Here is a 26,763-nt window from a genome sequence, read left to right as displayed (position 1 = left end):
GTTAATGTGATGAGTTTTATGCATAAGCATAAGGCTCTCACATTTTTTTGCGATTTACAGGTGCAACGTGACAATTGTCATGGCGAAAGGAGATTTTTTTATGAATGAAAAACAACGTTTAGAAAGCAACCAAGTTAATCCAGCGGACAAAAAATCCGAAAAGGATTACAGTAAATATTTTCAAACAGTATACATGCCACCTTCTTTAAAAGATGCGAAAAAACGAGGAAAAGAAGAAGTTTCCTATCACAATGATTTTGCAATCGATGAACAGTTTCATGGAATGGGACAGGGACGTAAGTTTTATATCCGTACGTACGGCTGTCAAATGAATGAGCACGATACAGAAGTAATGGCTGGTATTTTTCTAGGCCTTGGCTACGAGCCAACTGACTCTGTTGAAGATGCTCATGTTATTTTATTGAATACGTGTGCAATCCGTGAAAATGCGGAAAATAAAGTGTTTGGTGAATTAGGACACTTGAAGGCCTTGAAGCGCGAGCGCCCTGAATTATTAATCGGCGTCTGCGGATGTATGTCTCAAGAAGAGTCAGTTGTAAATAAAATTTTACAAAAACATCAGCACGTGGATATGATTTTTGGTACACATAATATTCACCGTTTGCCCCACATTCTAAATGAAGCATACTTAGCAAAAGAAATGGTAATTGAAGTATGGTCTAAAGAAGGGGATGTTATTGAAAACCTTCCAAGAGCACGTAAAGGCAGCGTTAAAGCATGGGTTAACATCATGTACGGCTGTGACAAGTTCTGTACGTACTGTATCGTTCCGTATACGCGAGGAAAAGAACGAAGCCGCCGTCCAGAAGACATTATCCAAGAAGTACGTCATTTAGCTGCTCAAGGCTATAAAGAAATTACGCTTTTAGGCCAAAACGTTAATGCATACGGAAAAGATTTTGAAGACATGACGTACGGCTTAGGGGATTTAATGGATGAAATCCGTAAAATTGATGTTGCCCGTATTCGTTTTACAACAAGTCACCCTCGCGACTTTGATGACCGTTTAATTGAAGTTCTAGCTAAAGGCGGAAATCTTGTCGACCACATTCACTTACCTGTGCAATCAGGAAGCAGCGACATCTTAAAAATTATGGCACGAAAATATTCTCGTGAACATTATTTAGAGCTTGTTCGTAAAATTAAAGAAGCCATTCCAACGGCATCATTAACAACTGATATTATTGTTGGTTTCCCAAATGAAACGGATGAGCAGTTTGAAGAAACAATGTCACTATATCGTGAGGTTGAATTTGATAGTGCGTACACGTTTATTTACTCACCTCGTGAAGGTACTCCGGCTGCTAAGATGCAAGACAATGTACCAATGGAAGTGAAAAAAGAGCGTCTTCAGCGCTTAAATGCTCTTGTAAATGAAATTTCTGCAAAGAAATTGAAGGAATATGAAGGTAAAGTTGTCGAAGTATTAGTAGAAGGTGAAAGTAAAAATAACCCTGAAGTACTAGCAGGCTACACTGAAAAAAGTAAGCTTGTAAACTTCAAAGCACCTAAGTCAGTGATTGGTCAACTTGTAAAAGTAAAAGTTACAAAAGCCAAAACATGGACATTAAACGGGGAAATGGTAGAAGAAACAGCAGAGGTGAAGTAATATGGCGCAGTATAACAAGAGTGACGTAATTAAACGTGCTCAAGAGCTGGCAAAAATGATTGCTGAAACGGAAGAAGTAGATTTCTTCAAGCGTGCCGAAGCTCAGCTTAACGAAAATCAAAAAGTGCGTGAAACCATTGCAAGCATTAAAAGCTTGCAAAAACAAGCTGTTAATTTCCAACATTATGGTAAAACAGAAGCGTTAAAACAAGTGGAGGCAAAAATCGATCGCTTACAGGAAGAGCTCGATGAACTGCCGATTATTCAGCAGTTTCAAGAGTCTCAAATAAACGTGAATGATTTGCTTCAACTTGTCGCTAACACTATTTCAAACACAGTAACGGATGAAATTATTGTGTCAACAGATGGTGATTTACTGCGCGGTGAAACAGGTTCACAGGTGCGAAACAGCCCTGGATCTAGCTGCTCATAAAGAAAAAATGCCTCAGCAATTTGCTGAGGCATTTTTTTGTGCATCCCGTGGCATAAAATTGGGCAGATTTTCTCTCTAATAATTGTCACGTTTTTCTATATCCTTGCATACAATGGAACATAGGTTTTTTATGCCTTAAACCTAGTTTCTTAAAAATAATGTGCAAACAAGTGAATGAGCCTGCATAGGATGAAATGAAGATAGTTTGAGGAGGGTATGCTCACATGTCACAACACTATAGAGAAATTATTACAAAAGCAGTCGTAGGTAAAGGTCGCAAGTTTACACAATCGTCTCATACGCTTGCACCGAAAAATCGACCAACAAGCATCTTGGGGTGCTGGGTGATTAACCATGAGTACAAAGCAAAAAAAAGCGGCAGCAATGTAGAAGTTGACGGCAGATATGATATTAACATCTGGTATTCGTACAATAATAATACAAAAACCGAAGTTTGGACGGAAACCGTATCATACAAAGATAATATTAAGCTGCGCTATAAAGATGAAGATTCGATTGGAGACGATTATGAAGTAATTGTTCGCGTGCTGCAGCAGCCAAATTGCCTAGAGTGCACAATTTCACCAAATGGCAATAAAACGATTGTTCAAGTAGAGAGAGAATTATTGGCAGAAGTGATTGGCGAAACCAAGGTTTGTGTTGCAGTAAATCCGAAAGGCTGCGATGATGAAGATGAGTTTGATTTAGACGTAGATGACGATGAATTTGAAGATTTGGATCCTGATTTTATATTAGGGGACGATGAGTAACTAGGAAGAAGTTCTTCCTAGTTTTTTTATTTTTACTATTTTAAGAAAATTCTTATAAAAACAAAAAAATATATTGCTTTTTGTCGAATGCGCAGTGTATAGTAAATCTAAAGAAAATAATGCATTAATTTTCAGAAAATTTAGTTATATCAGATAAGTATTTTTTGGGGGTTTACTATGAGCTTATTTCGAAAAAAATCAATTCAAACGTTAATTAGTGAAACCAATTCTAAAGGTGTTAAATTAAAAAAGGATTTAGGCGCTTTCGATTTAACAATGTTAGGAATTGGAGCCATTATCGGAACCGGAATTTTTGTATTAACGGGTGTAGCCGCCGCTGAACATGCCGGTCCAGCTTTAGTTATATCTTTCATTATGTCAGGACTTGCGTGTGTGTTTGCAGCTCTTTGTTATGCAGAGTTTGCCTCAACAGTTCCAGTTTCAGGAAGTGCATACACTTACAGTTATGCAACATTTGGTGAATTAATCGCTTGGATTTTAGGGTGGGATCTTATCTTGGAATACGGTCTTGCTTCTTCTGCTGTAGCCAGCGGATGGTCCGGGTATTTCCAAGGATTATTAGCAGGGTTTGGCATACATTTTCCCAAAGCTTTAACAAGTGCATACAATCCTGCAAACGGCACGTATATTGATATTCCAGCAATTATGATCGTGTTTTTAATCACATTACTTTTAACGCAAGGAGTAAAAAAATCTTCACGTTTTAATGCTATCATGGTTATTATTAAACTTGCTGTTGTACTTCTGTTTATCGGGGTAGGAGTTAGCTATGTTAAACCAGAAAACTGGACGCCGTTTATGCCGTTTGGTTTCTCGGGAGTAGCGACAGGAGCAGCAACTGTATTCTTCGCCTACATTGGGTTTGATGCTGTAGCAACAGCGGCCGAGGAAGTACGCAAGCCTCAGCGGGATATGCCAATCGGAATTATCGCATCTCTCGCGATTTGTACAGTCCTTTATATCGTCGTATCGCTTATCTTAACAGGAATCGTACCTTATACAGAATTAAATGTTAAAAACCCTGTAGCATTTGCTTTAAGCTACATTAACCAAGACTGGGTAGCAGGATTTATTTCATTAGGCGCAATTGTTGGTATTACAACGGTATTACTCGTTATGATGTATGGACAAACTCGTTTATTTTATGCGATCAGTCGAGATGGTCTATTGCCAAAGCCTTTTTCAAAAATTAGTGAGAAAAAACAAACGCCAGTAGTAAATACGTGGATTACATGTTTACTAGTATCCATCTTCTCTGGTTTAGTACCATTAGGAAGATTAGCAGAGTTAACAAACATCGGTACTCTTTTTGCTTTCATGACCGTATCAATTGGAATTTTATATTTACGTAAATCAAAACAAACTTCAGAATCGACTGGTTTCCGCGTACCGTTCGTGCCGGTGATTCCAATTTTAGCTTTTGTGTTCTGTTTATACTTAGCACTTCAGCTTCCAAAGTTAACATGGATTAGTTTCGTAATTTGGCTTGTACTAGGGCTAGTGGTTTACTTCTTATACGGACGTAAGCATAGTCATTTGAACAGCAGTAAATAATGAAAAGCTTCGGACAAGCTTCTTCCTTCGTCCGAAGCTTTTTTATTTGTTTTATGAAAAGAAATTGAAGATTGTTCTATTTGAATAAATTAAGTTTAAGAAAGACTTATGTTATAATACGTGTAGCAAAAACGCACAACTAGATGTGGTATGGAGGAATAGTATGGCAGCGTATACGCCAATGATACAGCAATATTTGAGAATTAAGGCAGAGTATCAAGATGCCTTTTTATTTTTTAGATTAGGTGATTTTTATGAAATGTTCTTTGAAGATGCTACGACAGCTTCTCAAGAACTTGAAATAACATTAACAAGTCGAGACGGAGGAGGACAAGAGAGAATTCCGATGTGCGGGGTTCCGTATCACTCTGCTCCTACGTATATCGAGCGTTTAATTGAAAAGGGATTTAAAGTAGCTATTTGTGAGCAAGTAGAAGACCCTAAGCATGCAAAAGGTGTTGTAAAGCGAGAAGTGGTACAGGTGATTTCACCCGGAACACTGATGAACGAACGCGGACTGCATGAAAAGGAAAATAACTATATTTGTTCTGTTACTGGGTTCGAGGATCAAACGTTTGGTCTTGCTCTTTCTGATTTGTCTACAGGAGAAAACAGCGTAACGCTTGTTAGTTCGTTTCACGATATAGTCTCAGAGATTTATGCAAAAGAAGCAAAAGAAGTCGTTGTAAGCTCTGAGTTTCCTGCTGACTTATTACAAACACTAAAAGAGCGCATGACGATTACCATTTCTTATGAGAATAGTACAGAGCAAGTAGAAGGACTAGATTATTTAGTAGAGTCGCTTCAGCAGCAAAAGCTTATTACAACGTTTGCGCGTATTCTTCAGTATTTAACTCGCACGCAGAAGCGTTCGCTTGAACACTTACAGCCCGTGCAGTTTTATCAAATCAATGAATATATGAAAATTGATTTGTTCTCTAAGCGAAACTTAGAGTTAACCGAAACGATTCGTTCAAAAGGAAAGAAAGGCTCGCTTCTATGGTTATTAGACCAGACTGTTACGGCAATGGGCGGCCGTTTATTAAAAAATTGGATTGACCGTCCGCTTTTAAAACAAGCGGATATTGATAATCGTTTGAATATGGTAGATGTCTTAATGAAACAGTTTTTTGAACGAGAAGAACTGCGAGAGTTGCTAAAAGACGTATATGATTTAGAACGCTTAGCTGGTCGAGTAGCTTTTGGTAATGTAAATGCTCGTGATTTAATTCAATTAAAAAAATCATTGCAAAATGTGCCTCATATCCAAGAGGTTGTGAATCGTTTGAATCACCCTTATGCCACCAAGCTTGTTGAAGACATTGATCCTTGTGAGCGATTAGCTAATCTTCTTGAAAGAGGATTAAAAGAGCACCCTCCTTTGTCAATTAAAGAAGGAGACATTATTAATGACGGCTATCATGAACAGCTTGATCAATACCGAGATGCAAGCCGAAACGGAAAAACGTGGATTGCGTCACTTGAACAGCAAGAGCGTGAGAAAACAGGGATTCGCTCACTGAAAATTGGTTATAATCGCGTGTTCGGCTATTATATAGAAGTAACGCGGGCAAATCTCCATCTTTTGCCTGAAGGAATGTATGAACGAAAACAGACGTTAACCAATGCAGAACGTTTTATTACGCCTGAGCTGAAAGAAAAAGAAGCGCTGATTTTAGAAGCGGAAGAGAAAATTGTAGAGCTGGAATATGAATTGTTTTTACAAATTCGTGAAGAAGTAAAAGCATATATTCCAAGGCTGCAAGAACTCGCTAAAAAAGTAAGTGAGCTTGACGTACTGCAGTGCTTTGCAAAAATCAGTGAAGAACGTCATTACACGAAGCCTATTTTTTCAAGTGAAGATATTTCGATTCAAAATGGACGCCATCCAGTGGTAGAAAAAGTAATGAATTCGCAGGAATATGTGCCAAACGACTGTCAAATGACGGATGATAGTTCAATTTTACTGATTACAGGACCCAATATGTCTGGTAAAAGTACGTACATGCGTCAGGTCGCTTTAACGGCGATATTAGCTCAAATTGGCTGTTTTGTGCCAGCAGACGAAGCGGTTCTGCCGATTTTTGATCAAGTGTTTACACGTATCGGAGCAGCCGATGACTTAATTTCAGGTCAAAGTACGTTTATGGTCGAGATGCTAGAAACGAAAAATGCAGTGACAAATGCCACTCAGTCGAGTCTAATTCTGTTAGATGAAATTGGACGCGGCACGTCTACGTATGACGGAATGGCTCTTGCTCAAGCAATTATTGAATACGTTCATGAACATATTGGCTGTAAGACACTATTTTCTACTCATTATCATGAATTAACCGTACTCGATGAGTCGCTTCCTGCGCTTAAAAATGTTCATGTAAGCGCGGTTGAAAAAAATGGGAAAGTCGTCTTTTTACACAAAATCAAAGATGGTGCCGCAGATAAAAGTTATGGTATTCACGTAGCGGAACTAGCGGAACTTCCAGATCCGCTTCTAGAGCGAGCTCGCGTCATCTTACACGATTTAGAACAATCTTCTGAGCGTGAACCTGTACATCAGGCTCCAAAAAGAGAAGAGATGACACAACAAGTTCCACAAGAAGGTGCTTCTTTGGTTCAAGAAGAACGTGCAGATAATAAAAAAGCAGATGAAGCCAATCAGCTTTCGTTCTTTGAAATAGAAGAGAAAAAAGAAAAGCCTGCGCTTTCGAAACGGGAAAAAGCAATTATAGATCGTTTAAAAGAGCTGGATATTTTAGAAATGACGCCTTTAGACGCAATGAATGCAATGTATGAACTGCAAAAATCATTAAAGAAGAAATAGATTGAGAGGAGTGAGTCTGTGGGTAAAATTGTGCAGCTTTCAGACGAACTTTCAAATAAAATTGCTGCCGGAGAGGTTGTTGAACGACCTGCTTCGGTGGTGAAAGAACTAGTCGAAAATGCTATTGATGCAAACAGTACAGTTATTGAAATTGAGCTAGAAGAAGCTGGGCTTTCAAAAATTCGTATATTGGATAATGGAGACGGCATTGCTTCTGAAGACTGCTTGACCGCTTTTAAAAGACATGCGACAAGTAAAATCAAAACAGAGCAAGATTTATTTCGAATTCGAACGTTAGGATTTCGCGGTGAAGCTTTGCCAAGTATTGCTTCGGTTTCAATGCTTGAACTCAAAACGAGTACGGGAGAAGAAGCCGGCACTCATCTTAAACTTAGAGGCGGAGAAATCGTTCATCACGAATTAACGTCAAGTCGAAAAGGTACCGAACTTGTTATTGAAAACTTATTTTTCAACACACCTGCACGTTTAAAATATATGAAGACGGTAAACACGGAGCTTGGTAACGTAACGGACGTAGTCAATCGCCTTGCGATGTCTCATCCTGAAGTTTCAATTCGGCTGATGCATCAAGGAAGACAGCTTCTGTATACGAACGGAAGCGGAGATGTGCGTCAAGTGCTTGCAGCTATTTATGGAATGGCAGTGGCCAGAAAAATGATTCCGATTAACGTTCAGTCTCTTGATTATGAAGTGAGTGGTTACGTCGCTCTTCCTGAAATTACAAGAGCTTCTCGTAACTACATGTCGACCATTATTAACGGTCGGTTTGTTAAAAACTACGGGCTGTTAAAAGCGGTACAGCAGGGCTATCATACCCTTTTACCTATCGGCCGTTTTCCAATCGTGTTTTTAACCATTACAATGGACCCTTTGTTAGTGGACGTGAATGTTCATCCAGCGAAACTAGAAGTGCGCTTAAGTAAGGAAGCGGAGCTGTTTGAACTTATTGAACAAGGAGTGAAAGCTGCTTTTAAAAAGCAGCAGTTAATTCCGGATGCTGTAGTACCAACTAAGTCAAAATCAGCTGTTCAGCCAACTGAGCAGCAGACCTTTACATTTGATCATCGGTCTAAACCGTCTGGCTATCAGCCGTCTGACATGGTTCGCGAGCCTAGCCTTAAGGAGGCTCCCGCTCGTGTAGACGAGATCATGCCGCCTGTTAAAAAAGAGGTCATACGTCAAGATGAAGAACTCGAACCAACGTTTCGAGAAATAGAACACTATGAAGAATCGGTGGAAGAAAACGCTCCTATTCCAGAACCGAGCCATTCAGCCAAAGAGCGGCCAGAACCGCGTGTTCCTGCGATGTACCCAATTGGCCAAATGCACGGAACGTATATTTTGGCACAAAATGAAAAAGGATTATTTATTATTGATCAGCACGCGGCGCAGGAGAGAATTAAGTACGAATATTTTAAGCGAAAGCTTGGAGAAGTAGATTCAGAAGTTCAAGAACTGCTTATGCCGCTTACGCTAGAGTTCTCGGGAAATGAAGCCTTGATTTTAGAAGAATACAAAGACATGCTTGCTGAAGTAGGAGTCTTTTTAGAACCGTTTGGACAAAACTCCTATATAGTTCGTTCGCATCCGCAGTGGTTTCCAAAAGGAGAGGAACAGGAAACCATTGAAGAAATGATTCAGCAAATCTTTACGATGAAACGAGTCAATATCGAAAAGTTACGAGAAGAAGCGGCTATTATGATGAGCTGTAAAGGATCGATTAAAGCGAATCATCATTTGCGAAACGATGAGATTTTTGCTTTACTTGAAACGTTGAGAAAAACAACAGATCCATTTACGTGTCCGCACGGACGACCAATTATTATTCATCATTCGACGTATGAAATGGAAAAAATGTTTAAGCGAGTGATGTAGGCAATGCGGCTAGCTGCAGCTAGCCGTTTTGTTGAATAAATCATGGCCATTTGGATAAAATGGAATGATGTGAATGCCTATAGATGAAAGTAGTGTTGTTATGACGGGAGAGAAACCCAAACTTATTGTCATTATTGGACCAACTGCGGTTGGTAAAACAAAATTGAGCATTGAACTTGCCAAACAGTTAGACGGAGAAATTATTTCAGGTGATTCCATGCAAATTTATAAAGGGATGGATATCGGAACAGCAAAGGTGTCAGAAGAAGAGAAGCAGGGTATTCCCCATTACCTGATCGATATTAAGGAGCCAGATGAATCGTTTTCTGTGGCAGAATTTCAAGAGATTGTAAGAAAACAAATCGATGATATTCATGCTAGAGGAAAAATGCCGATGATTGTTGGAGGGACGGGTCTTTATATTCAATCCGTTATTTATGATTATCAGTTCACAGAAACTCCTAGTGATGAAAAAGTTCGTGAACGAATGGAAGTATTTATTAAAGCTCATGGCATTGATCCCCTGTATGAAAAGCTAAAAGAAATTGACCCAGACAGTGCAGCTGCTATCCATAAAAATAACCATCGCCGTGTAATCAGAGCGCTTGAAGTTTATGAAGTAACCGGCAAAAAATTCAGTGACTATACAAAAGAACAGTCGCAAGAGTTATTATATGACGTAAGCATTATTGGACTTACAATGGATAGAGACGTATTATATGAGAGAATTAATCACCGAGTCGATATGATGATGCAGGCTGGACTGCTTGATGAAGTCAAATCATTGTACGAAAGTGGTCTGCATGATGTACAATCAATTCAAGCTATCGGCTATAAAGAGCTGTATGCTTATTTTGAAGGACGCTGTACGCTCGAAGAAGCCGTTGAACAGTTGAAACAAAATTCACGCAGATATGCAAAGCGTCAGTTAACGTGGTTTCGAAATAAAATGCCTGTAAAATGGATAAAGATGGAAGTTGACAAATTTCCCGAAAAGTTTGCTGAAATTTTTACATATATTGCAGGAAAGCTGAAGAAAGAAGCGAATTAAGTAAACAGATAGAGAAACGAGGAGGCCGAATAATGAAACAATCAGTTAATATTCAAGACCAATTTTTAAATCAATTACGTAAAGAAAATATCTATGTGACGGTATTTCTTTTAAATGGTTTTCAATTAAGAGGACTAATTAAAGGATTTGATAACTTTACTGTGTTAATTGAATCTGAAGGAAAACAGCAGCTGATTTATAAACATGCTATTTCGACATTTGTACCAAATAAAAATATTACAGTAGAACTTGAATAGAGATTAATGAGAAGCATCCGCATATTCGGATGCTTTTTTTATGCAAATAAAGGCTTAAAAAAGTTTCTTAACATTGTTTTTACTCATCGAACATAAACCTTATAATAGACGATTATTTCTTCGGTAATAAGAGATCATTGTCTTCGTATCGTTCATCGCATGCAGCTATGCGATACAGAGAAGTGGGATGAAACGAGAGGTGAACATGGTGGAGCAGCCGATAACTCTTAAAAATAATGGGCAAATTAATATCATTTTAAATAATGAAACAAAAAAGGAAAAATCGTATACGACATCAATTCCGCGTCCTGCCAAAAAAGCTGTGATAAATCATGAGCCGCTTCGGGAAATTGAACGAGAAATGAGCGGACTGGTTGGAATGGAAGAATTGAAAAAAATGATAAAAGAAATATATGCGTGGTTATATATTAACAAAAAAAGAGAGGAACAGGGCTTAAAAGCGGGAAAGCAGGCGCTGCATATGATGTTTAAAGGAAATCCAGGAACAGGGAAAACGACGGTAGCCCGCCTGCTAGGTAAATTATTTTTGAATATGAACATCTTGTCTAAAGGACATTTAATTGAAGCAGAGCGGGCAGATTTAGTTGGAGAATACATTGGTCATACCGCTCAGAAAACGAGAGATCTTGTAAAAAAAGCGCTTGGAGGTATTTTATTTATTGATGAGGCTTATTCTCTTGCAAGAGGGGGAGAAAAAGATTTTGGAAAAGAAGCGATTGATACATTGGTCAAACATATGGAAGATTCAAATGATAAGTTTGTATTGATTTTAGCTGGTTATCCAAGAGAAATGGAAAATTTCTTAAGTCTTAATCCAGGACTGCGCTCTAGGTTTCCGTTTATTTTTGATTTTCCGGATTATGATGTCAATGAACTAATGGACATTGCCGGTCACATGATGAATGACAGACAGTATCAGTTTAGTACAGAGGCCTATAAAAAGCTAAAAGATCATTTCATGGACGTGAAGTACAATCAGACGCCTAGGGATTTTAGTAACGGTAGATATGTGCGAAACATTATCGAACGTTCCATACGCACTCAATCCATGAGGCTTTTAGAAGAAGAAAGCTATGAGCGCAACGAGCTTCTAACTTTAACGTCAAGCGATATTCAGCTGTAAAAAAAAGCCTTTCGTCATGAAAGGCTTTTTTCTACATATTTGGCTGTCGAATCGTTTTGATCGGCAGGCGCCATTTGTAAATATATGAACACATCCGAAGACCTACAAGTAAGATAAATAACGTATAAAGTTCTACAGGCGTATTTGTAATATGCAGCCCCACGCTAAATCCTGCGATAATCGCCCATACCGCATAAATTTCATCTTTAAGAACAGTAGGCTTTCGGCGTGCTAATAAATCTCGGATAATCCCCCCACCGCTTCCTGTTAAGACCGCAGCTACAATAACCGCGCTAAGCGGATGGTTCATATGAGTGGCATAAAGCGCTCCTTGAATCGCGAATGCTGCAAGGCCAATGGCATCCGAAAAGTTTCCCCATCGCTTCCAATGTTTTAAGATATTGTTTGGAAATAAAAAAGTGGCAGTGATAGATAATAAAGCAATCTGAAAAAAGAGTCCTTGTTCCCAAAGGGCAGACACCGGTACACCGATAAGCAGGTTTCGAATGGCTCCTCCGCCAAAAGCCGTTACGATTCCGAGTATGTAAACGCCTAAAATATCATATTCCTCTTCCATGGCAATGAAAGCTCCGCTGATTGCAAAAGCAATCGTTCCAATAATGCTAAGTACGTCCCAAGTCATGATGCTATCCCCTTTATTCTGTTTTCACCAAGTAGCGACTATTATTTTAAAATCAGGCAGCCTGATTCAAATTTCGATAAGTAAACCAATTCAAATTGTATACAGAATTTCGTGATATTTCAATGTTTTTTTAATCATCGTTTTATAGATTTTAAAAAGGGTGTTAAACTAGTAAAAGACAATGTATTCTGTCTCTTTTGCAAAGATGGAGAAATGGACATTTTTTTGATATGATATGAATGATTTGTCAATTTAATAGTAAGGGAAGGAAAAATCTTTGACAGCAGAAATGAATACTGAACTTGAACGCGTAATTTTAGTCGGATGTCAGCTTCATGACGATGACGAACGTTTTGAATATTCAATGGATGAGCTAGCATCTTTAACTGAGACTGCAAAAGGCGAAGTGCTGGTAAGGTTAACGCAAAAGCGCGATCGCATTCATCCAGCTACTTATATTGGAAAAGGGAAAGTAGAAGAACTTGTAGCTCTTGAAGAAGAGTTAGAGCCTGATTTAATTGTATTTAATGATGAATTGTCACCGAGTCAAATCCGCAATTTGTCAGCAGGGTTATCTGCGCGTATTATTGACCGCACGCAGCTGATTTTGGATATCTTCGCACAGCGTGCTCAAACGCGAGAAGGAAAAATGCAGGTGGAACTTGCTCAATTAAATTATCTGCTACCTAGGTTAGTAGGACAAGGTACCGCTTTGTCGCGTCTTGGAGGCGGAATTGGAACAAGAGGTCCTGGTGAAACGAAACTTGAAAGCGACCGTAGACATATTCGCCGTAAAATTGATGAAATTAAGCGTCAGTTAAAGACAGTGGTAAGTCACCGCGAACGTTATCGAGAAAGACGTAAGCGTAATCATGTCTATCAAATTGCAATTGTGGGCTATACGAACGCTGGTAAATCGACGATCTTTAACCGTTTAACAGAAGCTGGTATTTTTGAAGAAAATCAGCTGTTTGCAACTCTTGATCCAACGACAAGACAGTATACGCTTCCGTCAGGATTAACGGCTCTGTTAACGGATACGGTTGGATTTATTCAAGATCTTCCAACAACGTTAGTAGCCGCGTTCCGTTCAACACTTGAAGAAGTAACCGAAGCTGACCTTGTTCTGCACGTGGTAGATTCATCTAATCCAGATTACAACAACCACGAAAAAACAGTGCATCGCTTACTAGAAGAGCTGAACGTAACGGACATTCCGATGCTGACAGTTTACAATAAAGAAGATATGCAGCATGAACTATTTGTCCCATCCGCTTCGACATCGTTATCAATGAGCGCTTTTAAAGCCGCTGATTTAGTGAAGCTTGGGGAAAGAATTCAAGAAGAAATGAAAAAAGAAATGGCGTTTTTTCATGTGCTGCTGCCGGCTTATGAAGGGAAAATGCTCGCTGAACTCAAAACGGTCTCTATTGTTGAGTCGTTAAAATTCAATGAAGAAACTGAGAAGTATCAGTGCAAAGGGTATATTGCAAAAGAGCATCCCCTTTACAAAAAGCTACAAACGCTTGAAGAAAGTTGAGGAACAAAGAAATGATGTTTGATCAGTTAAAAAACGGGGCACGCATTCGAGAACTTGCTGCAAAAGTAGAAAAACAAATTAAGCCCGTGCATGAGAAAATTGACGAGCGCATTGAAGCAAATCAATTTCGGGTGCTGCAAAGCTTTCAGCAAAATCGAGTGAGTGATTCACATTTTAATCCGACAACGGGGTATGGATATGACGATCTAGGCCGCGATACGTTGGAGAAAGTATACGCGGACGTTTTTGGAACAGAAGCTTGCCTGGTGCGTCCGCAAATTATTTCAGGTACGCACGCAATCGGCATATCGCTGTTTGGTGTACTGCGTCCTGGAGATGAACTATTATATATAACCGGAAAGCCTTATGACACCCTTGAAGAAATTGTTGGTATACGAGGAAGCGGCGTAGGCTCTTTAAAAGAATATAATATTAGCTATAAATCAGTAGATTTAACAGCGCAAGGTCAAGTGGATTTTGAGGAAGTGAAAGCGTCTATTCATGAGCACACAAAGATGATAGGCATTCAGCGCTCAAAAGGTTACGGCATTCGTCCTTCTTTTACAGTCGCGCAAATAAAAGAAATGATTTCTTTTGTAAAGAGTATTAAGCCCGACGTTACAGTATTTGTTGATAACTGCTACGGTGAATTTGTAGAAACAATCGAGCCAACGCATGTAGGAGCAGATTTGATGGCAGGGTCGCTTATTAAGAACCCCGGTGGAGGCCTTGCTAAAATCGGCGGTTATATTGCAGGACGCAAAGATTTAGTGGAGGCTTGTTCATACCGAATGACAACTCCTGGAATCGGTGCAGAAGCTGGAGCGACGCTTTATAGCTTACAAGAAATGTATCAAGGATTCTTCTTGGCGCCGCACGTAGTCGGTCAAGCATTAAAAGGAGCGGTTTTCTCATCCGCTATGTTTGAAGAACTAGGGATGCAAAGTGAACCGAAGTGGAACAGTGAACGAACGGATTTAATTCAATCCGTGCAGTTCGATGACCGCGATAAAATGGTTTCTTTTTGTCAGGCTATTCAATTCGCTTCGCCAATTAATTCACACGTAACAGCCTATCCTGCTTATATGCCAGGGTACGAAGATGATGTAATTATGGCAGCAGGAACGTTTATACAAGGAGCAAGCCTCGAGCTGACGGCAGATGGGCCTATCAGGCCTCCATATGTCGCTTACGTGCAGGGTGGGTTAACGTATGCTCACGTAAAAGTAGCAATATGTATGGCAGTAGATCAAATGCTGACGAAAGAACTTTTATAAAATATAAGATAGAAAGACTATTTTTCTCCCCGCTAAGAAAGAAAAGATAGGCTTATAAAAATAAACGAAGTGCTATTTATTTGTATAGAAGAAATGTTCAGAAAAATTTATGTTAGAATTACTAACATTCGGTTGACAGGTGAACTAACATAGCATACAATGTAAATAGTTAATCCAAAGGAGGAACTGAAATGAGTGACAACATTCGAAGAAATACGCCACTTTTCCCAATTGGAATTGTGATGCAGTTAACTGAGTTGTCGGCTCGCCAAATTCGCTACTATGAAGAACATGAATTAGTTGCACCAGTAAGAACAGAGGGAAATCGACGATTATTCTCATTTAACGATGTTGATAAGCTGCTTGAAATCCGTGATCTTATTGAACAAGGTGTAAACTTAGCAGGTGTAAAACAGCTGTTTCATCTTCAAAAGGAGCAAAAAGGGCATAAGCAAGAAGAAAAAGTTGTGGCAGCAACAGCAAAGCCAGAATTAACGGACGATGAATTGCGAAAAATGCTTCGTGCAGAACTTATGCAAGCAGGCCGTTTTAATCGAGCAACTTTAAATCAAGGAGATATGTCCAGGTTCTTTCATTAATAAAGTTATCAATATTTATGCCGTTCGTATATGAGGGGTATAGATTATAAATATTATATAGAGATTTAGGGGAGGATCACACGATGGCAAAGTACACAAAAGAAGATATTTTCCGCAAAGTTCAAGAAGAGAATGTAAAGTATATTCGTCTTCAGTTCACTGACATTTTAGGAACAATTAAAAACGTTGAAATTCCAGTAAGTCAATTAGAAAAAGCGTTAGACAACAAAATGATGTTTGACGGTTCTTCTATTGAAGGGTTTGTGCGTATTGAAGAATCAGATATGTACCTATTCCCGGATATTGATACATTTGTTATTTTCCCTTGGACATCTGAAAAAGGTAAAGTAGCACGTTTTATTTGTGACATCTACAATGCAGATAGAACTCCGTTTGATGGCGATCCACGTAATAACTTAAAACGTGTGTTAAAAGAGATGGAAGAGTTAGGATTTACTGATTTTAACCTTGGACCTGAGCCAGAGTTCTTCTTATTCAAATTAGACGAAAAAGGCGAACCTACATTAGAATTAAATGATAAAGGTGGCTACTTCGACTTAGCGCCAACTGACCTTGGTGAAAACTGCCGTCGTGACATCGTATTAGAGCTTGAAGAAATGGGCTTTGAAATTGAAGCATCTCACCATGAGGTAGCTCCTGGACAACACGAGATTGACTTCAAATATGCTGCTGCATTAAAAGCTTGTGATGATATCCAAACGTTCAAACTTGTTGTAAAAACAATTGCACGTAAACATGGCTTACATGCTACATTTATGCCAAAACCATTATTTGGTGTGAATGGTTCAGGTATGCACTGTAACGTTTCATTATTTAAAGATGGTCAAAACGCATTTTATGATGAAAACGGTAATCTAGAGCTAAGTGATACTGCTCGTCAATTTATCGCAGGTATCATCAAGCACGCACATAGCTTTACAGCAGTAACAAATCCTACTGTAAACTCTTATAAGCGTCTAGTGCCTGGATATGAGGCTCCTTGTTATGTTGCATGGTCTGCTCGCAACCGTAGCCCATTAATCCGTATTCCAGCTTCTCGCGGCGTAGGAACTCGTGTTGAGGTACGTAGCGTAGACCCAGCTGCTAACCCATATTTAGCAATGGCTGTTCTATTAAAAGCTGGTTTAGATGGAATCAAGAACAACCTTGAAGCTCCAAAACCTATCGATCGTAATATCTATGTAATGACAAAAGAAGAGCGTATTGAAGAAGGTATCGTAGATTTACCTGCAACATTAGCTCAAGCTTTAGATAGCTTCCAATCAAACGAAGTTATGGTTTCTGCATTAGGTGAACACTTAGCAGAGCACTTCGTTGAAGCGAAAGAAATCGAATGGGATATGTTCCGTACACAAGTTCATCCTTGGGAACGTGACCAATACATGAGCCAATATTAATTCCTAAAAGTCCGAGAGATCGTTTATACGTTCTCTCGGACTTTTTTGTTTTTCAAAATGAATAATATTCTGCATGCGTATATTAAATATCGAACTAAGCTGTTCATAAAACAAGTATAGCTGCCTGTCGTATAATTTACGGGAGGCTTTTTATTGTTTTGTTATATACAGGAAAGAATTTGGTTATATGAATTAAAAAGGATAATCTTTTTGTCTCATTGAATCTATATGTAAAAGTAGTGTATAACAGATAGAGAGATTGTTTATGTGTTCACTCTGCACTGTATTTCAGTATAACTTCAGAGAATTTTCAGCCAGGCACAGTATCGATAGAAAATACTGTTGGAGAGGAATGTAAGGAAAATGAAAGAAGGAAATTTCTTTAAAGGTTTGGTCATAGGAATTTTAATAAGCATTCCAATTTGGATTATTCTCATTGTTGTAGGTGTTCTTCTTTTTAAATAGGCTTATGACGATAATAGAATAGACAAAACTTTCCTTGTAGTGTATACTTTAAATGAAAATGATAATTATTATCATTTAATCAACGAATCAACACTCTGCATATAGCTGTCACTCCTTGAGAGCTATCCTTATTCAGTATTCTGTCTATAAAGCAGAATAACCCGTTGCCATTAGGCAGCGGGTCTTTTTTTTAGTGATTTTTCACCTGCTAGGCTAGTATACGTAGCACTTTTTGCCCCCGTGCATATGTTAACAATAAGGAGGGACAAGTAATATGAAAAAAATCTATCTTGATGCAGGACATGGTGGGGCAGATGCAGGAGCAGTTGGAGCGAATGGACTGTATGAAAAAAACTTAGTTTTAAAAATTCAACAATATTTAATAAGCTATTTAAATAGCACCTACAGTGACTTTACGATTAAAACCACTCGTACCACAGATACTTTTTTATCGTTATCTCAGCGCGCTTCTCAAGCTAATTCGTGGGGAGCAGATGCATTTATGTCTATTCACGTAAATGCCGGTGGAGGAACAGGGTACGAAGATTATGTTTACAGAAGCGCTAGCAATGCCAGTAAAACGTTTCAATCAATTGTCCACGGCCAAGTACAGCCAACGCTGCTATCGTATAATCATCCGAATCGCGGTCGAAAGTCAGCCAATTATGCGGTGCTTCGCTTAACAAATATGCCCGCAGTACTAACTGAAATAGCTTTTATTGATAACCGCACCGATGCAGCACTTCTCCAAAACGAAGCTTTTTTAAAAAGCATGGGTGAATCGTATGCAAAAGGAATTGCCGTCTATTTGAATTTACCCCGTCGTGCAGTTCCAAACCCAAATCCAACACCAACACCAAATCCATCACCTTCTGAACCAGGTACAAAAACGTATACGATCAAGCAAGGAGATACGCTGTACAGTATTGCACAGAAGTACAATATAACAGTACAAGCGCTTCAAGAAGCGAATACAGGGCTTTCTGATCCTTTAACACTACAGGTTGGAAAAACAATTGTTATTCCTTCAGGGACTTCACCAAACCCATCTCCAACACCACCTGCTGAACAATATCCACTTCCCAATGGAATTTTAAAGCAAGGTGATTCTGGAGAAGCCGTGAAACAGCTTCAAAGAGCATTAAACGCAGTTAATTTTAAAGTAGGGTCAGTAGACGGAATATATGGAGTTCAAACGAAAGATGCAGTAAGACGTTTTCAGCTTGTGTATCTTCCTTATGATGTAGATGGCATTTATGGTCCTCAAACGAAAAACAAGCTAGCAGCCGTTTTAAAAGCAAAAAGTTAAAGCAAAAAGGTCTTCTGTAAGCGAGCAGAAGGCCTTTTGTTTTTCTGTTAAAAGCGCCTTAAGTACTATTTTATGGTTTACGTAAAATAATGCTTTACAAACCATTTGTACGGGAGTATATTATCTAAGAACAAAGGATAGTTATGAAAGAAACATGTTATCGATCATACCCTTTAACCGAAAATTATATTGACCTGTTATCGCTTAATTCGTCAGAAGTGGGGGACCCAAATTTGTGCATTGTCACTTGGGGTGAATCCTTTTTTTAAAGGTAGGGCTACTCTCATAGCCCGAATCCGACAGCTAACCCCATAAGCGTTTTGGAGAGGAGGTTTAAGCTGTGTAAAAACGCTGAGAACCCTTAGTGTTTTTTTTGTGCGCTTTTTTAACATAAAAAGGTATTTTTTAGGAATGATATCACTTGTTCGTGAACTTGTAACGGAGCTTAGCAATGAATAGTAAATAGTAGCTAGGCAATCATCGGAGGGAAATTGCGTGAACTATTCAGTTCTCAAAAGATTATTGATTGGAAAGCCGCTTAAAACAAAAGAGTTAGGCGATCAAAAGCTTAGTAAGCTTAAAGCACTGGCTATTTTATCTTCAGATGCCTTATCTTCAGTGGCTTATGGAACAGAACAAATTTTGATTGTACTTGCAACAGTCGGCGTCCTTGCCTATTGGTATTCGATTCCAATTGCGATTGGGGTATTGGTACTCCTGACGGCTTTAATTCTTTCATATCGTCAAATTATTTATGCGTATCCGCAAGGCGGAGGAGCTTATATTGTTTCAAAAACCAATTTAGGAGAAAATCCTGGGCTTATCGCTGGGGGGTCACTGTTAGTAGATTATATTTTAACAGTTGCCGTGAGTGTTTCAGCAGGAACCGATGCTTTAACTTCGGCTTTTCCAACGCTGCATCATTACAATGTAGTAATTGCGTGTTTGCTGGTGATTTTTATTACTGTTTTAAATTTACGTGGTGTAACAGAATCCGCTTCTGTATTAGCTTATCCGGTTTATTTATTTGTTATTGCTCTTATTTTGTTAATAGCGGTAGGCTTGTTTAAAATAGCGACAGGTCAAGTTTCACCTGAGCTTCATCCATCTCTCGGTACAGTAGTGCCAGGTATTAGTTTGTTTTTATTATTAAAAGCTTTTTCGTCAGGCTGTTCGGCATTGACAGGTGTAGAAGCTATTTCAAATGCAGTGCCTAACTTTAAAGAGCCAGGTGCAAAAAATGCTGTTCATACATTAATGCTGATGGGCGGTATTTTAGCCGTTTTATTTTCGGGCATCACGTTTTTAGCTTATTGGCTTGGCATTTCTCCAAAAGCAGATGAAACGGTTGTATCACAAATTGCATCGAGTGTGTTTGGACGAAATGGATTTTATTATTTTATTCAAGGCACAACAGCTCTAATTCTAGTGCTAGCAGCGAATACGGGCTTTTCAGCTTTCCCTTTGCTGGCTGTCAACTTATCGTCTGATAAATACATGCCAAGAATGTTTCAAATTCGTGGCGATCGACTAGGCTATTCAAATGGAATTGTGACCCTTGGAATTGCTTCTATTGTCTTAATTGTAGCTTTTAAAGGAGCGACTGAACAATTAATCCCTCTTTATGCAGTTGGAGTGTTCATTCCATTCACGCTTTCTCAAACAGGCATGATTGTCAAATGGCTTAGAGAAAAGCCGGCCGGCTGGCAAGGAAAGCTAACCATTAACTTAATTGGTGCGCTTATTACCTTAACTGTGCTAATCATTTTGTTTACAACGAAGTTTTCACAAGTATGGTCCGTGCTCATTTTCTTACCGGTTATTGTCTATATTTTTCATCGCATTCATACGCATTATGAAGCGGTAGGAGAGCAGCTTCGCATTAAGCAAGGAGAAAAGATTGGAAAGCTTGAAGGAAGTGTGGTCATTGTTCCTGTAGCAGGAATGACAAAGGTAGTAGAAAATTCATTAAATTATGCAAGAACGATTGGCGATACCGTTATTGCAGTGCATGTGGCCTTTGATCGAGAAAGCGAAAAGAGAATGGAAGAGAAGTGGGAGAAGTGGCAGCCTGATATTCGTATTGTTACGTTTCATTCTCAATACCGCAGCTTAGTGCGGCCGCTGTTTCGATTCATTGATATGGCCGAGGAAAAAGCGCGGGAAAACAATATGGCTATTACGGTCGTTATTCCACAATTCATTACGAAAAAAAGCTGGCAAAATATCCTTCACAATCAGTCCAGTCTGCTGTTAAAAGCACATTTGCTTTACCGTAAAAACGTAATCGTTACAACTGTACCGTACCGTTTTAAAAAATAATGAAACATGACTAAAAACCTCCAACTTGTATGTTGGAGGTTTTTAATTTTTAAATTCACATACACTAACCGTAATCGAATCTCATAAAGGCGCAAACGGAGGGATTGTATGAGTGAATTAATTAAGTTATTGCGAAAAGGAAATAAATCGGCCATGATGGCCGCTATAGTGAATACTATTATTTCCATTATTAAAGGGATTGCTTTCGCTTTAACAGGGAATGTAGCGATGTTTGCTGAAACGATGCACAGCTTAGGGGATGCAGCAAATCAGTTTTTTGTTTTTATAGGTTCGGCATTAAGTAAAAAAGCCCCGACCAAACGATTTCCAAACGGATTTGGCCGATTGGTTAATCTTGTTCTATTAGGAGCGGTTCTTGTAGTAGGAATTATGGCGTTTGAAACGATTAAAGAAGGATATCACCACATTCTTCATCCGACGAAGTCTTCAGGCTTTATTTTAAATATTGCAGTACTTGGCATCTCGGTGTTACTTGAAATGTTTGTTCTATTTAAGGCAATGAAAGAAATTTTGCACGATGTGGGGATAAACCCTGCAGAAACAAATGTTTTTGCGCAAAGCTTTGTTCATTTAAAGAAAGCCAAGCCAGCAACTAAACTTGTTTTTATGGAAGATCTGGTAGCTACTGGAGGAGGCGTATTGGCTTTAATCGCCGTTTTTATTTCGCGATTTACGCCTTTTCATCAAGCTGAAGGAATTGCTTCTATTTTAATTGGTCTTATGATGTTTTTTGTAGTAGGACGAGTCTTTTTAGATAATGCTGCTGGAGCGCTTGGCGAAGCGGATAAAGAAATGGAAATGAAAATTGGCGCGATTGTCATGCAAGATGTACAAGTGCGTGATATTCAAACGTTAATGGTGATGAAAGAAGGAGAAGAGCTTCACGTTGAATTAAAAGTAGAAATTGATCCTGTTTTAACAGTGGCAGAAGCTGATGATATTAAAGATCGTCTGGAAAATCGTATTTTACAGGAAAAAGGAGTAACGGATGTCATTATTGAATTTGATGAAGATGATGGAATTCCGGACTGGGTGCCAAGTGATTTACAGCTTCAAAAAGAATAAAAACAAGGAAGAAAACAGCTGTTTTCTTCCTTGTTTTTTTAGCTATATACTTTTTCACGTACGTTTGGAGAATCTGTTGAAGCTTTCGAGAAGTTAATGGTTTCACGTACAACGTAAATAGGTCTATTTTTACTTTCATCGTAAATTCTTGCGATGTATTGTCCGACTAGTCCTAAGCCAAGTAGCTGAATACCGCTAAAGAAGGTGATAGCTACCATAATAGAAGTCCAGCCAGGCTGAATGTTTTTACCTATCAGCCAAACAACAATCGAATAACTTAAAACTAAAAGTGATACAAAAACCGATAACCAGCCAATAACCATTACTAAACGCAAAGGCTTCGTTGAAAACCCAATAATTCCATCTGAAGCAAACTTGATCATCTTTTTTAAAGGATATTTTGTTTCACCAGCAAAGCGTTCATCGCGCTCATATTCTACATATGTTTGCCTGAAGCCAATCCAAGACATCATTCCTCGTACAAAACGATTGCGTTCAGTCATTTTTTTGAATACATCCGCTACTTTTCGGTCGATAATACGAAAATCTCCCGTGTCTTTAGGGATTTCGATATCGGACATATAATTTAAAAAGCTGTTTACATCCATACGTATGCGAACAGCTTTTATGTTTTAAACCGATCTTTTAATAAATTCCATAGGGAACTCACTCCGAGACTAATGCTGATCAGAATTCCTGATAGAGCTACTATTAAAGCGATATATTCAAAGATAGAAAACTGCTTCATACTATCCCAATGGATGTTTCCCTTTAGTTTGCTAATAACTAAATTCATTCCGTAAATACCGGAAAGAACCGTGTAAATCGTTAAAATTAATAATAAGTAATTGTGACGCTTGGCTGCGATTTTCTCTTGATTTTGGTACAAAGTACCAAGGGTTTCTTTGACTTCTTGATAAAGAGAATTGATATGAAAGATTTTTTTAAAGAGCTCAGAAAACTCTTGACCTTCTGTACGAGAGCTAATTTCTAAAAACAAATATTTACCTGAAAACACGGTAATAGAGCGGATTAGTCGTTCAATGCCCTCTGAATTTTTATGAAACGTGAGCTGAGAATATTCATAAGATAGTTTTAGCAACACGATTTTATAGAAAAAATGTAAAAATAAATTATAGTAATGCTGGCCAAATAGATGATTCATCAAAAGCTGATCCGTTTTAGAGTCTGTCGATTTAGAAATACACGAAAACACATGGTCTGTTATGACGTAATAGGTTTCAGGAGCCCATCTGGAATACACGTGTTTAGTATTATACGTTTTAATATACTCATGATTGTGTGCAGAAATAAACGCTTTCCCGCCAGGCGTATAGCTATTTAGCTGTCCAGTACGAAATAAAGTTGTGGAATTAATCTCTTGCTCTTGATTTACCGTTACATAACTTAACACAAACATCCGTTCATCGATAAAATAAGGAAGGCTCCCAACGTGCTGTTCACGTGTGGCTTCTTTCTTGATGTGTTCGTTCAAAAATGGCGCGAGCTGTGAAAAAATATAATCTTGCACTTTGCTATAGCGATGATGTTCATAGGTAATGGTGGATCCATGCTCTTCAGCAAGCTTCGGTTCTAATACACGAAAATGATTCATGAACTCTAAAATATCATCATAGGTGTAATGATTATGGCTCATCTCAGTGCGAATGGTCATGACGCCAATTTCAAAAGGACATAAAAAAACATCCACAGACAGCACGTTGCTAGACACGGTGGTGGAGGAAGTGTGTAAAGTAATGGTATGGTCTATTTTTTTTGAAAATCTAAGCAACCCTTCTTTTTCGCACGAGTCAGGGAATAGAATGCATTCAATGTAAGGAAGAAAATATTGATCCAGGCTATCATGAGATACGTAATATTGTTCTCCGTAGTATTCTTTTTCTAAATGTTTGTTTTGAATGGAAAAAAACTCGAACAAATTTGCTTCCAGTGCATGAACAAGCTGCTCTTTATTTTTTCGGTCAAAGGAAAAAGGAAAAAGAAACATGTTCATTGCTTTGGTAGGTACAATGGTTTGAAATGGTTCTGTTTTCCTTGGTGTATTGGTCATAAACTACATCCTTTTTATAGTCGGTTGTATTTCCTTGTAAGAGTCGAGGAAATGCAGGTAGAAAGTAAAGGATAAAACAAGCTTTATAAAAACCGTTCTACCTGCCTGCGATGATTCAATGTATCATTTATAATATGCCAATTTTTTTAGAAAACAAACGTAAAAAAACCAACTAACATCATGATTAGTTGGTTTTACATACAGTGTCTGATTAGTGAATCGTGCGATATACACCAGTTACTTTTCCTAAAATCGTTACGTGGCGAAGAATAATAGGCGCCATCGTTGAATTTTCAGGCTGTAAACGAACGAAATTTTCTTCTTTAAAGAAGCGTTTTACCGTTGCTTCGTTGTCTTCGGTCATAGCGACCACAATATCTCCATTATTAGCTGTTTGCTGCTGACGTACGATTACCATATCGCCATCTAGAATACCTGCTTCAATCATACTTTCTCCCATAATTTCAAGCATAAATACATGATCATCTGGAGAAACGAATTTATCTGGAAGAGGGAAATATTCTTCCACATTTTCAACGGCTGTTATAGGAAGACCCGCTGTTACTTTACCAATAACAGGAACATTAATGACATTGCTTTTAGGGATGTTTACTTCGTCTAGTTGAAGAACTTCGATTGCTCTCGGTTTTGTTGGATCTCTGCGAATTAACCCTTTGCTTTCTAAACGAGCTAAATGCCCGTGTACAGTGGAGCTAGAGGCTAATCCTACCGCTTCCCCAATCTCGCGAACAGAAGGCGGATAACCTTTTAATTTTACTTCGTGCTTAATAAAATCTAGTATGTCTTGTTGACGTTTTGATAGCTTCATATTTTTCACCTCGATTTTAGCTATTCTTTAGGTGAATTATACCACGTGATGTGTCAATATACAAACATAAGTTCGAAGAATTCCATTGACAGAAACAAATGTTCTCACTAAAATAAGAACATATATTCTGATAGGGGGATCATAATATGCAACAATTCTTACATTCTATGAAACATTACGCTATTTTTTTTGCAGTTATCGCTGCACTTACATATGTATTGACGCTGGTTTTAGGAGCGGATAAAGTAGATTTAGACAAATATTCAACGGTTACTATTACAAAAGGAGATACGCTTTGGGACTTGTCCAACAAGTATCATAATCACCATCATTTGACCACCAATGAATTTGTCAAATGGGTTGAAGAAGTCAATGATTTAAACTCAGACACTGCCCAGTCTTTATCTCCTGGAGATAAATTATATATTCCTGTTTTAAAAAAAGAGTTACATAATCAAGTGGCAATTGAACAGTAGTGTGTAACGGCCGTTCCTGAATATTGTTAGAAGCCGAAAAGGTCGTGATAAAAGTGGATGCCATTATTTATTGCCGTGTCAGTACGGATAAAAAAACCCAAGAAACATCTTTACAGCGCCAGCAAGAAGAATTAAAAAAGCTTGCTGATCTTCACCATCTAAAGGTGAAAAAAGTCGTGATGGAAAAAGCAAGCGGATATGATGTAGACAGAGAGGGTATTTTGGATGTTCTTCATACAATGAAAGAAGAGAAAATATCTGTGCTGCTCATTCAAGACGAAACACGATTAGGCAGAGGAAACGCCCGAATTGCGCTGCTTCATGCTTTTCATAAAGAAAATGCTACAATCTATACGATTAGTCATCAAGGCCAGCTTCAGCTTTCAGAATCTGATTCAATGGTGTTAGATATTATTAGCTTAGTGGAAGAGCATCAGCGGAAATTACATAATGCTAAAATTAAAAGAGGAATGAAAAGAGCCGTAGAAAAAGGTTATCGTCCGCAGCAAAATTTAAAAAATCAAGGAGTTAACTCGGGAAGAGAAAAAAAAGAAGCGCCGATTGAAGAAATTGTCCGCCTTCGTCATAACGGCTTAACCTTTGCTGAAATTTCAGTTACGCTAAAAGGTTTTGGTTATAATATTTCAAAAGCGACGGTACATCGTCGCTATCAAGAGTACCAAGACAGTGCTCAATCTCTTGATAAAACGAAAGAGATTTAGTAAGATGACTACATGTTGCCGGAACGGTTCGGTAATTTTAATTATTGATTATAAGGAGATAGGTTTTATATGCTATCAAAAGATAAACTTGCTCGTATTAATGCTCTTTCAAAAAAGGCAAAGGCTGAAGGGCTGACAGAATCTGAAGCGAAAGAACAGCAAGAGCTACGTCAGGAATATTTAAAAGTTTTCCGACAATCTATGACAAATCACCTTCATACGATTAAAGTTGTGGACGAAGAAGGTAAAGATGTTACGCCTAAGAAGTTAAAAGAGAGTAAAAAGAAGCGTCTTCACTGAGACGTTCTAGTAAAACTAGAGGGAGAGTTCCCTCTAGTTTTTTGTATATTTTTAATAAGGCACACAAAAACTGTAAAAGTGGAAATTTTTTTGGTTCAAGTATTGTACAAATAAGCAAATCATTAGTAT

At 38.4% G+C, this 26,763-nt stretch carries 22 protein-coding genes, 1 pseudogene and 1 riboswitch; of the genes and pseudogenes, 19 read left to right on the top strand and 4 right to left on the bottom strand.

Features of this window, described 5'->3' with window-relative positions; translation table 11 throughout:
* Positions 1-100: 100 nt before the first annotated feature.
* The 9 genes from miaB (at position 101) to spoVK (ending at position 11,577) form a co-directional block, all read left to right on the top strand.
* Entirely contained in the window at positions 101-1,630 is a 1,530-nt protein-coding gene (miaB, locus tag MKY06_RS20985; RefSeq protein WP_025601388.1) for a tRNA (N6-isopentenyl adenosine(37)-C2)-methylthiotransferase MiaB, read from the top strand.
* Position 1,631: 1 nt separating this feature from the next.
* Positions 1,632-2,063, top strand: coding sequence for a RicAFT regulatory complex protein RicA family protein (locus MKY06_RS20980; RefSeq protein WP_013058797.1), 432 nt, complete (start codon positions 1,632-1,634; stop codon positions 2,061-2,063).
* A gap of 224 nt (positions 2,064-2,287) precedes the next feature.
* Entirely contained in the window at positions 2,288-2,833 is a 546-nt protein-coding gene (locus tag MKY06_RS20975; RefSeq protein WP_013058796.1) for an outer spore coat protein CotE, read from the top strand.
* 177 nt (positions 2,834-3,010) lie between these two features.
* The gene (locus MKY06_RS20970; protein WP_013084740.1) at positions 3,011-4,408 is read left to right on the top strand and encodes an amino acid permease; all 1,398 of its coding nucleotides are present in this window, start codon (positions 3,011-3,013) and stop codon (positions 4,406-4,408) included.
* Positions 4,409-4,571: 163 nt separating this feature from the next.
* Positions 4,572-7,229: a DNA mismatch repair protein MutS gene (gene mutS, locus MKY06_RS20965; RefSeq protein ID WP_025601389.1), complete on the top strand. Its 2,658-nt coding sequence runs from the start codon at positions 4,572-4,574 to the stop codon at positions 7,227-7,229.
* A gap of 18 nt (positions 7,230-7,247) precedes the next feature.
* Positions 7,248-9,125 carry a DNA mismatch repair endonuclease MutL gene (gene mutL / locus MKY06_RS20960; protein WP_013058793.1) on the top strand — a complete coding sequence of 626 codons (1,878 nt, stop codon included), beginning with the start codon at positions 7,248-7,250 and terminating at the stop codon, positions 9,123-9,125.
* Between the two features lie 100 nt (positions 9,126-9,225).
* Entirely contained in the window at positions 9,226-10,176 is a 951-nt protein-coding gene (gene miaA, locus MKY06_RS20955; RefSeq protein WP_025601390.1) for a tRNA (adenosine(37)-N6)-dimethylallyltransferase MiaA, read from the top strand.
* A gap of 32 nt (positions 10,177-10,208) precedes the next feature.
* Complete coding sequence (hfq, locus tag MKY06_RS20950) at positions 10,209-10,433, top strand: RNA chaperone Hfq (protein WP_013058791.1); 225 nt, start codon at positions 10,209-10,211, stop codon at positions 10,431-10,433.
* Positions 10,434-10,620: 187 nt separating this feature from the next.
* On the top strand, positions 10,621-11,577 hold the full coding sequence (gene spoVK / locus MKY06_RS20945; RefSeq protein WP_013058790.1) for a stage V sporulation protein K: 957 nt from the start codon (positions 10,621-10,623) through the stop codon (positions 11,575-11,577).
* 31 nt (positions 11,578-11,608) lie between these two features.
* On the opposite strand, the gene MKY06_RS20940 is transcribed toward spoVK, so the two are convergent.
* Positions 11,609-12,220: a trimeric intracellular cation channel family protein gene (locus MKY06_RS20940; protein ID WP_013058789.1), complete on the bottom strand. Its 612-nt coding sequence runs from the start codon at positions 12,218-12,220 to the stop codon at positions 11,609-11,611.
* A 277-nt stretch (positions 12,221-12,497) separates the two neighbouring features.
* Here MKY06_RS20940 and hflX point away from each other — a divergent pair, with 277 nt between their 5' ends.
* The 7 genes from hflX (at position 12,498) to MKY06_RS20905 (ending at position 22,236) form a co-directional block, all read left to right on the top strand.
* Positions 12,498-13,760 carry a GTPase HflX gene (gene hflX / locus MKY06_RS20935; RefSeq protein WP_078082127.1) on the top strand — a complete coding sequence of 421 codons (1,263 nt, stop codon included), beginning with the start codon at positions 12,498-12,500 and terminating at the stop codon, positions 13,758-13,760.
* A 14-nt stretch (positions 13,761-13,774) separates the two neighbouring features.
* A complete protein-coding gene (locus MKY06_RS20930; RefSeq protein ID WP_013058787.1) occupies positions 13,775-15,037 on the top strand; it encodes a methionine gamma-lyase family protein in 1,263 nt (420 codons plus the stop codon).
* Between the two features lie 191 nt (positions 15,038-15,228).
* Entirely contained in the window at positions 15,229-15,636 is a 408-nt protein-coding gene (locus tag MKY06_RS20925; protein WP_013058786.1) for a MerR family transcriptional regulator, read from the top strand.
* Positions 15,637-15,719: 83 nt separating this feature from the next.
* The gene (gene glnA / locus MKY06_RS20920) at positions 15,720-17,054 is read left to right on the top strand and encodes a type I glutamate--ammonia ligase (RefSeq protein ID WP_013058785.1); all 1,335 of its coding nucleotides are present in this window, start codon (positions 15,720-15,722) and stop codon (positions 17,052-17,054) included.
* 739 nt (positions 17,055-17,793) lie between these two features.
* Entirely contained in the window at positions 17,794-18,828 is a 1,035-nt protein-coding gene (locus MKY06_RS20915) for an N-acetylmuramoyl-L-alanine amidase (protein ID WP_029320646.1), read from the top strand.
* 191 nt (positions 18,829-19,019) lie between these two features.
* A riboswitch (cyclic di-AMP (ydaO/yuaA leader) is annotated at positions 19,020-19,161 on the top strand.
* A 162-nt stretch (positions 19,162-19,323) separates the two neighbouring features.
* Complete coding sequence (locus MKY06_RS20910) at positions 19,324-21,150, top strand: APC family permease (protein ID WP_013058782.1); 1,827 nt, start codon at positions 19,324-19,326, stop codon at positions 21,148-21,150.
* Positions 21,151-21,258: 108 nt separating this feature from the next.
* Positions 21,259-22,236, top strand: coding sequence for a cation diffusion facilitator family transporter (locus MKY06_RS20905; protein ID WP_013058781.1), 978 nt, complete (start codon positions 21,259-21,261; stop codon positions 22,234-22,236).
* A 38-nt stretch (positions 22,237-22,274) separates the two neighbouring features.
* Here the strand turns inward: MKY06_RS20905 and MKY06_RS20900 are convergent.
* The 3 genes and pseudogenes from MKY06_RS20900 to lexA form a co-directional block, all read right to left on the bottom strand.
* Positions 22,275-22,829 (bottom strand): annotated as a pseudogene (locus MKY06_RS20900) (glycosyltransferase); the annotation flags it as partial.
* Positions 22,830-22,861: 32 nt separating this feature from the next.
* Entirely contained in the window at positions 22,862-24,307 is a 1,446-nt protein-coding gene (locus MKY06_RS20895; RefSeq protein WP_053487688.1) for a hypothetical protein, read from the bottom strand.
* A 211-nt stretch (positions 24,308-24,518) separates the two neighbouring features.
* Positions 24,519-25,136 carry a transcriptional repressor LexA gene (lexA, locus tag MKY06_RS20890; protein WP_013058778.1) on the bottom strand — a complete coding sequence of 206 codons (618 nt, stop codon included), beginning with the start codon at positions 25,134-25,136 and terminating at the stop codon, positions 24,519-24,521.
* Between the two features lie 146 nt (positions 25,137-25,282).
* Here lexA and yneA point away from each other — a divergent pair, with 146 nt between their 5' ends.
* From yneA to MKY06_RS20875, 3 genes are all read left to right on the top strand, one after another.
* A complete protein-coding gene (gene yneA, locus MKY06_RS20885) occupies positions 25,283-25,612 on the top strand; it encodes a cell division suppressor protein YneA (RefSeq protein ID WP_013058777.1) in 330 nt (109 codons plus the stop codon).
* A gap of 53 nt (positions 25,613-25,665) precedes the next feature.
* Positions 25,666-26,334 (top strand): YneB family resolvase-like protein, encoded by a 669-nt coding sequence (locus MKY06_RS20880; RefSeq protein WP_289918076.1) that lies wholly within the window; start codon positions 25,666-25,668, stop codon positions 26,332-26,334.
* Positions 26,335-26,403: 69 nt separating this feature from the next.
* Complete coding sequence (locus tag MKY06_RS20875) at positions 26,404-26,634, top strand: DUF896 domain-containing protein (protein WP_013058775.1); 231 nt, start codon at positions 26,404-26,406, stop codon at positions 26,632-26,634.
* Positions 26,635-26,763: the final 129 nt, after the last annotated feature.

Origin of the sequence: Priestia sp. FSL P4-0332 (genome assembly GCF_038005845.1) — a bacterium.
Lineage (GTDB): Bacteria > Bacillota > Bacilli > Bacillales > Bacillaceae_H > Priestia.
The sequence above is the reverse complement of the archived record's forward strand: the minus strand, read 5'-3'. Positions and strand labels throughout refer to the sequence as shown.

Excerpts from the sequence above, each read along its gene's own strand:
- MKY06_RS20975 (WP_013058796.1), top strand. The coding sequence starts at position 2,288 with ATGTCACAACACTATAGAGAAATTATTACAAAAGCAGTCGTAGGTAAA.
- MKY06_RS20925 (WP_013058786.1), top strand. The coding sequence starts at position 15,229 with ATGAGTGACAACATTCGAAGAAATACGCCACTTTTCCCAATTGGAATT.
- lexA (WP_013058778.1), bottom strand. The coding sequence starts at position 25,136 with ATGAAGCTATCAAAACGTCAACAAGACATACTAGATTTTATTAAGCAC.
- spoVK (WP_013058790.1), top strand. The coding sequence starts at position 10,621 with ATGAAACGAGAGGTGAACATGGTGGAGCAGCCGATAACTCTTAAAAAT.
- MKY06_RS20970 (WP_013084740.1), top strand. The coding sequence starts at position 3,011 with ATGAGCTTATTTCGAAAAAAATCAATTCAAACGTTAATTAGTGAAACC.
- mutS (WP_025601389.1), top strand. The coding sequence starts at position 4,572 with ATGGCAGCGTATACGCCAATGATACAGCAATATTTGAGAATTAAGGCA.
- MKY06_RS20940 (WP_013058789.1), bottom strand. The coding sequence starts at position 12,220 with ATGACTTGGGACGTACTTAGCATTATTGGAACGATTGCTTTTGCAATC.
- yneA (WP_013058777.1), top strand. The coding sequence starts at position 25,283 with ATGCAACAATTCTTACATTCTATGAAACATTACGCTATTTTTTTTGCA.
- MKY06_RS20915 (WP_029320646.1), top strand. The coding sequence starts at position 17,794 with ATGAAAAAAATCTATCTTGATGCAGGACATGGTGGGGCAGATGCAGGA.
- MKY06_RS20930 (WP_013058787.1), top strand. The coding sequence starts at position 13,775 with ATGTTTGATCAGTTAAAAAACGGGGCACGCATTCGAGAACTTGCTGCA.
- glnA (WP_013058785.1), top strand. The coding sequence starts at position 15,720 with ATGGCAAAGTACACAAAAGAAGATATTTTCCGCAAAGTTCAAGAAGAG.
- MKY06_RS20875 (WP_013058775.1), top strand. The coding sequence starts at position 26,404 with ATGCTATCAAAAGATAAACTTGCTCGTATTAATGCTCTTTCAAAAAAG.
- miaA (WP_025601390.1), top strand. The coding sequence starts at position 9,226 with ATGACGGGAGAGAAACCCAAACTTATTGTCATTATTGGACCAACTGCG.
- hfq (WP_013058791.1), top strand. The coding sequence starts at position 10,209 with ATGAAACAATCAGTTAATATTCAAGACCAATTTTTAAATCAATTACGT.
- MKY06_RS20895 (WP_053487688.1), bottom strand. The coding sequence starts at position 24,307 with ATGACCAATACACCAAGGAAAACAGAACCATTTCAAACCATTGTACCT.
- miaB (WP_025601388.1), top strand. The coding sequence starts at position 101 with ATGAATGAAAAACAACGTTTAGAAAGCAACCAAGTTAATCCAGCGGAC.
- MKY06_RS20905 (WP_013058781.1), top strand. The coding sequence starts at position 21,259 with ATGAGTGAATTAATTAAGTTATTGCGAAAAGGAAATAAATCGGCCATG.
- MKY06_RS20980 (WP_013058797.1), top strand. The coding sequence starts at position 1,632 with ATGGCGCAGTATAACAAGAGTGACGTAATTAAACGTGCTCAAGAGCTG.